5 protein-coding genes and 1 pseudogene are annotated in these 7,369 nt (G+C 71.9%); 3 read left to right on the plus strand and 3 right to left on the minus strand.

Features of this window, described 5'->3' with window-relative positions:
- A pseudogene (locus tag ACWDX9_RS56610) lies at positions 1-379 on the minus strand (hypothetical protein); the annotation flags it as partial.
- Positions 313-1,407 carry a serine hydrolase domain-containing protein gene (locus tag ACWDX9_RS56615; protein ID WP_449971254.1) on the minus strand — a complete coding sequence of 365 codons (1,095 nt, stop codon included), beginning with the start codon at positions 1,405-1,407 and terminating at the stop codon, positions 313-315. The pseudogene ACWDX9_RS56610 and the gene ACWDX9_RS56615, both read right to left, overlap by 67 nt.
- A 123-nt stretch (positions 1,408-1,530) precedes the next feature.
- Here ACWDX9_RS56615 and ACWDX9_RS56620 point away from each other — a divergent pair, with 123 nt between their 5' ends.
- A complete protein-coding gene (locus ACWDX9_RS56620; protein ID WP_449971261.1) occupies positions 1,531-2,136 on the plus strand; it encodes a response regulator transcription factor in 606 nt (201 codons plus the stop codon).
- 110 nt (positions 2,137-2,246) lie between these two features.
- Here ACWDX9_RS56620 and ACWDX9_RS56625 read toward each other — a convergent pair whose 3' ends face one another.
- Entirely contained in the window at positions 2,247-2,666 is a 420-nt protein-coding gene (locus ACWDX9_RS56625; protein ID WP_449892624.1) for a DUF7144 family membrane protein, read from the minus strand.
- Between the two features lie 290 nt (positions 2,667-2,956).
- Between ACWDX9_RS56625 and ACWDX9_RS56630 the strand changes: the two genes are divergently transcribed.
- Positions 2,957-5,296 carry an ATP-binding protein gene (locus ACWDX9_RS56630; protein WP_449971256.1) on the plus strand — a complete coding sequence of 780 codons (2,340 nt, stop codon included), beginning with the start codon at positions 2,957-2,959 and terminating at the stop codon, positions 5,294-5,296.
- Positions 5,293-7,369, plus strand: a 2,077-nt coding sequence (locus ACWDX9_RS56635) for an ATP-binding protein (protein WP_449971259.1), incomplete at its 3' end; no start/stop codon positions are given. The genes ACWDX9_RS56630 and ACWDX9_RS56635, both read left to right, overlap by 4 nt.

The following is a 7,369-nucleotide window of genomic DNA, read 5'->3' on the forward strand; positions in this document are numbered from 1 at the left end:
TGCGGACGAGCGCCGCGACCGGCATCCCGAGCCCGGCGAGCACGAACGCGGCCAGGCCCGCGTAGACCAGCCACACGTGCAGGCCGGCGGCCGAGCGTTCGAACGTGGCCGCCTCCTCCTGATGGCCGCCCGCGAGCAGGCCGTGGCCGTCGAAGGCGATGCGCTCCTGTCCGCCCCGCTCGGCGAACAGCCCCGGCCCGACGAGCTGCCACGTCTGCACGGGTCTGGCGGGGTCGCGGGACAGGCCCGTCGTGGTGATCGTCCCGTCCCCCGCCGCCTCCACGGTCACGTTGGTGAACAGCGCGCCGAACCTCAGCAGGTCGCCGCGGATCCGGGTCGAGGTGTACGTCCCCGCGTACGCCGAGGTGTCCCCGCCCACCGGCCGCGGCTGGTCCGGCTGCCGTTGATGTCCCCGCCCTTGGAGAAGATCCGGTGCCCGTTCCTGGTCGTCTCCTCCAGGCCGTACCCCATGCCGGGGAGCCGGTCGTCCTGCGTGTAGTGGCGGGTCATCATGGTCGTGCCGACGTTCCCGCCCAGGCGGGGGTCGTCGCCCAGCAGCGCGATCATCAGCCGCCCCATGTCGGCGGCGGTGGTGACGGGCCCGGCCCCGGAGGCGGGCGACCCGTAGTAGCGCTTGTACGGAACGTCCCCGTTGTATCCCCGGGCCAGGGTGCCGAGCAGGGCGGCGGGCAGCGGCGCCTTGAATGACGTGCCCTCCATGCCCAGCGGCCCGAGGATGCGCGAGCGCACGTACTCGGCGAACGGCCGGCCCGAGGCCACCTCGACCAGGTAGCCCGCGAGGTTGTAGGCGTAGTTGTCGTAGGCGAGGACGGTCCCCGGCGGGCGCACCCGCTCCGGCCGGCCGTTCTTGACGACCTCGGCCAGCGGCTCGGCGGCTCCGGGGTCCTCCCAGGACGAGCCGAGCACGTTGTCCGCGAAGCCGGCCGTATGGGTCAGCAGGTGCTCCAGGGTGACCGGCCGTCCCGGGAAGGTGTTCTCGATCTTGAAGGTCTTCAGGTACGTGTTGACGTCGGCGCGCAGGTCGAGCTTGCCCTCCTGGACGAGCTGGAGCGCGGCGATCGCGGTGAACGTCTTGGCCGTAGAGGCGGTGAAGAACCCCGTGCGGGCCGCGTCCACCGGAACACGCCCGGCCAGGTCGGCGTAGCCGTACCCGCGGGAGAAGACCTGCCCGCCGCCCGACACCACCGTGACCGCCGCGCCGGGGATCCCGTGCGCGGCGAGCTGGGCGGGCACCACCTGGTCGACCAGCGTTCCGACGTCCTCCAGGTCGGTGGAGGCGGCGGCGGCACCGCCGGACAGGCCGCACACCAGCAGCCCGGTCGTCAGCCCGGTCATCAGTGCGGTCGCCAGTACGGTCGTCAGGCCGGGGAACAGGGCTTTCTGCATGCCTCCCAAGATCGCGAACCCGGCCGGTCCCGGACCAGTGCCAGGCACCTCGATCCGGCAGGTGAAACGCACGAACCGGACATCGGAAATATCATGGTCCCCATGCTTCGGGGGGAGTCGAGAGTGATCCGGGTGCTGCTGGCCGAGGACCTGCATCTCATCCGCGGGGCGCTCGCCTCGCTCCTGCGCCTGGAGCCCGACATCGAGGTCGTCGCCGAGGCGGCGGACGGGGACGCGGTGCTGCCCGCGGCGCTGGCGCACCGGCCCGACGTGGCCGTGCTGGACGTGCAGATGCCCGGTATCGACGGCATCGAGGCCGCCGCCGTGCTCCGCGAACGGGTCCCCGGCTGCCGCGTGCTCGTCCTCACCCAACTGGGCCGGCCGGAGGTGCTGCGCAGGGCGCTGGCGGCCGGCGTCCAGGGGTTCATGCTGAAGGACGCGCCGCCCGCCGACCTCGCCGCGGCCGTGCGCCGCGTCCACTCGGGCGAGACGGTGGTCGATTCCGCCCTCGCCGCGGCCACCATCGCGGCCAGGGCGAACCCGCTGTCACCGCGCGAGGTGGACGTGCTGCGCCGGGCCGCCGGCGGCGACGACCTCCCGGAGATCGCCGCCGCGCTCCACCTGACCAGGGGCACGGTACGCAACTACCTGGGGGCGATCGTCACCAAGCTCGACGCCCGCAACCGGCTGGACGCGGTCCGCATCGCCACCGAGGCCGGCTGGCTCTGACCCGCCGTCAGGCGCGCTCGCAACGCTGGCGACGGCCCGGGTCTCCAGGCTTCCTGCCCGCTGAGGAGATCGGCGTACCTTCCGGTGACGCCACGGGACCCCGTCAGTCGTCACGCGGGAACGCCGGTGGCCCCCTTGGGCGGCGCGATGAGGCCGTACATGACCAGGGCGCAGAGCGCGATCGCGATCACCGACCAGAGCGGGAAAGCCACCATGAAGGCGAAGTGACCGATCATCGCCAGCCCGGCCAGGACGACCCCGGTCCAGCGGGCCCAGGTCTGCCCGGCCAGCACGCCGAGCCCCACCGCGAACATCAGGACGCCGATCGCCAGCCAGATCACGCCCCAGGCGGTGTAGTTCCACACCAGGAGTCGGCCTCCGGGCGTGACGAAGAAGTACGTCTTGAACAGGGCTATGACGCCCTCGATGATGTTGAAGATACCCAGCACCATCGAGAGGGTGCCGGCGAATCCGAGCCAGCCCGAGTAACCACCACGGTGGAATGCGAACGGTGACGTTGACGTCGCCATGATCGTCTCCTTCCCGGCGAGTTGAAACTCCGGGTCGCCGTCTGCATCCATGCCCGAGATGTCTAAAGACAAAATCCCGCCGGGCAAAGCTATGTCCTCGCATCGGTAAAGTGCGCCGCCATTTAGCCACCGACTTTTCCCAATTTTTCCGGAAAATGGGGATTTGCTTGGCCGACTGCACCCGCACGGAAACGACAAAGTGCGAGGGGTACCTTCACCGAATAATCTGGGAGTGGAAGCTCGGGCACCGGAGGCGCGGTGATCCGAGCACCGGAGCCGTTGGAGCATTCATGACCACAACCGCACCGAACGTTTCGTGTCACCTGCCCGCCGAGCTCAACAGCTTCATCGGCAGGCGGCACGAAATCGCCGAGGTCAAGCGGCTGCTGTCCGATGCCAGGCTGGTGACCCTGATCGGCGTCGGTGGCGTCGGCAAGACCCGCCTCGCCATGCGGGTCGGCTTCGACCTGCGGCGCAGCTACCCCGACGGCGTGTGGCTGGTCGAGCTCGCGGGGCTGGAGAGCCCCGAATTGCTGGTGCAGACGGTGATGGAATGCCTGGAAATCCAGGACCGTTCGGTACGGCCCTCCATAGAGGTGCTCACGGATCATCTGCGTGACAAGAGAATGCTCCTCATCCTGGACAACTGCGAGCACCTCCTGGACGAATGCGCCGCGCTGGCCGAAACGCTCATGCGCGCCGCGCCCGGGCTGCGGATCCTGGCCACGAGCCGGCAGACGCTCGGCGTCGTGGGCGAGCAGACGATGCCTGTTCCGCCGATGCCCATGCCGGAGTTCGACGGCTCGCGGTCGTCCACGGATTCGCTGAAACAGTTCGACGCGATCCGGCTGTTCGCCGACCGGTCCCAGTCCGTGCTGCCGGGGTTCGAGGTCACCGACGACAACCAGGACAGCGTGGCGCGGATCGTACGGCGGCTGGACGGCATCCCGCTGGCGATCGAGCTGGCGGCCGTCCGGCTGCGGGCGATCTCCGTGGAGCAGCTGCTGGCCCGGCTGGACGACCGGTTCCGGCTGCTCACGATGGGGGCGCGTACCGCGTTGCCCCGCCAGCAGACGCTGCGGGCGCTGATCGACTGGAGCTACGGCCTCTGCACCGAGCAGGAGCGGCTGCTCTGGGCCCGGCTGTCGGTGTTCTCCGGCGGCCTGGACCTGGAGGCGGCCGAGCACGTGTGCGCCGGCGACGGCATCGAGCCCGACGAGGTCGTCGATCTGGTGGTCGGCCTGGTGGGCAAGTCGGTGCTGGCCCGCGAGGGCGACCAGACCACGGTGCGCTACCGGCTGCTGGAGACGATCCGCCAGTACGGCCGCGACCGGCTGCGCGAGTCGGGCGACGAGGCGGCGCTGCGGGCCCGGCACCGCGACTGGTTCGCGGACCTCGCGAGCCGTGGGCAGCGGGAGTGGTTCGGCCCCGATCAGGTGGCCTGGTTCAACCGCCTGCGCGCCGAGCACGGCAACATCCGCAGCGCCCTCGACTACTGCCTCACGACGCCGGGCGAGGCGGTGCGCGGCCTGGCCATCGCCACGGCGCTGCGGTTCTACTGGATCGCGACCGGGTCGCTGCGGGAGCCCCGCGACTGGCTCGACCGCCTGCTCGCGGCAGGCGACACAGGGGGTGACGCGGCGGCGACCGCGCGCGCCAACGCGCTGTGCGTCAACGCGCGGCTGGCGGTGCTGCAGAGCGACTTCGCGCTGGCGGCGGACATGCTCGAGGAGGCCCGCGAGCTGGCGAAACAGCTCGACGGCGCGGCCATCCCCGCCGAGATCTCCTACGTCTCCGGCCTGGCGACCCTGCTCCAGCGCGACATCACCGGCGCGGCGGCCCTGCTGGAGGAGGCGGTGGCGGGCTACCGCGAGGCGGACGCCCCGATGGGGGTGGTGAACACGCTGCTGTACCTGGCCACCGCCCACTCGCTCCTCGGCCATCCCGACGAGGCGGTCACGCGCTTCAAGGAGGGCCTGGAGGCCTGCGAGGCCCGCGCTGACCACTGGTTCAGGTCGTACACGCTGTGGGTGTACGGGATCGAGGTGTGGCGGGAGGGCGACGTGGCCAGGGCGGTCGAGATGGAGCGCGAGGCCATCCGGCTCAAGCGGCCCTTCGACGACCGGCTGGGCACCGCCCTGTGCATCGAGGCGCTGGCGTGGATGGCCGCCGACGGCACGCCCGAGCGCGCCGCCGTGCTGTTCGGGGCCTCGCAGGAGCGCTGGCGGTCGTTCGGCGCTCCCCCGTTCGGCTACCTGTCCGGCCACCACGACGCCTCCGAGGCGCTGGCGCGCGAGCGCCTCGGTGAGGAGGAGTTCGAGGCCGCCTTCCGCAGGGGCACCGAGCTCACCCCGGCCGACGCGCTCGCGTACGCGATGTGCGAGAGCGTGAAACCGGCCAAGCCCGCGACGGCGGCCCCGGCCTCGCCGCTCACCCGCAGGGAGATGGAGATCGCCCGGCTCGTCGCCCAGGGCATGACCAACAAGGCCATCGCCTCCGCGCTGGTGATCGCCCAGCGCACGGCCGAGGGACACGTCGAGCACATCCTGACCAAGCTCGGGTTCAACTCGCGTTCCCAGATCGCGGCCTGGGTCAGCGAGCAGGGCCTGCTTCCCGGGAGCTCCCCATGAGGTCCGGCGCCGGCGTTCTGACCGACAAGTCCACCTTCGTCGGGCGGGCCCAGGAGCTGTCCATGGTGCGGAAGCTGCTGGGCAGGTCCCGGCTGCTCACCTTGACGGGCGCGGGCGGCGTCGGCAAGACCCGGCTGGCGCTCAGGGCCGCGGAGCTGCTGCGGGACGCCTACCAGGATGGGGTCGAGGTGATCGAGCTGGCCACTTTGGAGACGGGCGACCTGCTGGAGTCGGAGGTCGCCATGGCGCTGGGGCTGCGTGACGTGCGCCGCGACCCCATGGGCGTGCTGGTGGACTACCTGTCCCGCAAGCGGATGCTGCTGGTCCTGGACAACTGCGAGCATCTGAGCGCGGTCTGCGCCCGGTTCGTGGACCGGCTGCTGCGCTCCGCGCCCCGGCTGCAGGTCCTGGCGACCAGCAGGCAGACGCTGCGGGTCTCCGGCGAGCAGGTGCTGGTGGTCACTCCGCTGTCCACTCCCGATCCCGGCCCCGGTTGCGGCCACACGGTCAGGGAGGTCGGCCGCCACGACTCCGTCCGGCTCTTCGTGGCGTGCGCGGCGGGCGCCGTCCCCGGCTTCCGGCTGAACGCGCGCAACGTGGCGCCCGTGGCGGAGCTGGTCCGGCGCCTGGAGGGCATCCCGCTGGCGATCGAGCTCGCGGCGGTCCGGCTGCGTTCCATGCCGCTCGAACGCCTGGCACGGGAGCTGGAGGAGCGCTTCGACGTGCTGATCGCGAAGACGCCCACCGCCCTGCCCCGCCACCAGACGATGCGCGCGACCATGGAGTGGAGCTTCCGCCTCTGCTCGGCCGGGGAGCGGCGGCTGTGGGCGCGGCTGGGGCTGTTCCCCTCCGGGGCCGACCTGGAGACCGCCGAGGCGGTGTGCTCCGGCGACGGCATCGACCGGCTCGACGTGCTCGACCACCTGACCGGGCTGGTGGACAAGTCGGTCCTGGTCAGGGAGGGCTCCAGATACCGCATGCCGGAGGCCCTGCGCGCGTACGGCTGCGAGCAGCTGCCGCCTCCCGAGGAGCGGCGGCTGCGCCGGCGTTACGCCAAGCACTACCGGGACCTGGTGACGGAGCACCGGATCGACCGGATGGTCCCCGAGCAGCTGGACCGCTACCTGCTCCTGCAGCGGGAGCTGCCCAACATCCGCGTCGCCCTGGAGGTGTGCCTGAGCGACCTCGCGCTGGCGCCGATGGAGCTGGAGGCCGCGTCGGCGATGTGGTGCTTCTGGCTCCTGGCCGGATCGTTCGCGGAGGGCCGCTACTGGCTGGGACGCGGCCTGGAACTGGTGCCGGAGGGCAGCCGGTGCCGTGCGCTGGGGGTCTGGGCCGACAGCCTGCTCTCCCTGCGCCAGGGTCAGGCCGTGACCGCCACGCGGCGGCTGGAGGAATTCATCGCCTTCGCCCGCCGGGAGGGCGACGAGCAGCTCGTGGCGCACGGCATCCGCAGTTCGGGCGTCGCGGCGTTCTTCACCGGCGACGCCCGGCGCGGCCTGGCGCTGATCCGGGAGTCCCTCGCCATCCACGAGGCCATGGGCGACATCGACGGCATCATGTTCAACCTCTACGTCGGGGCCGCGTACGGCTCGACCGAGGATCCCCGCCAGGCGAGCGAGTTCGGCGAGCGGCTCCTGACCCTGTGCGAGAGCCGGCGGGCCCTGGTCTTCCGCGCGTACGCGCAGCTCGCGCTCGGTGTCGCGCACTGGAATCTGGGCGAGCGCCGGCGCGCGGAGGCGTTGCTGACGGCGGCCACCGAGTTCACCGGGAGGATCAACGACCGGTGGTGCCTGACCCAGTGTCTGGAGGTGCTGGCCTGGCTCGCGGGCGCGCGGGACGAGCACGACCGGGCCGCCGCGCTGCTGGGGGCGGCGCACGCGATGTGGCAGGCGGTGGGGACCTCGCCCGAGTGGATCAGCTACCACGCGACCTCGCACGAGCGCTGCACGAAGCAGGCCCGCGCGGCGCTGGGCCGGTCGGCGTTCGCGACGGCGTTCCGCCAGGGGTCGCGGCTCGGGCCGCAGCGGGCCGCGGCCTACGCGGTGAGCGGCGCGCCGCGGGAGCGGTCGG

This window comes from Nonomuraea sp. NPDC003201 (genome assembly GCF_053590415.1).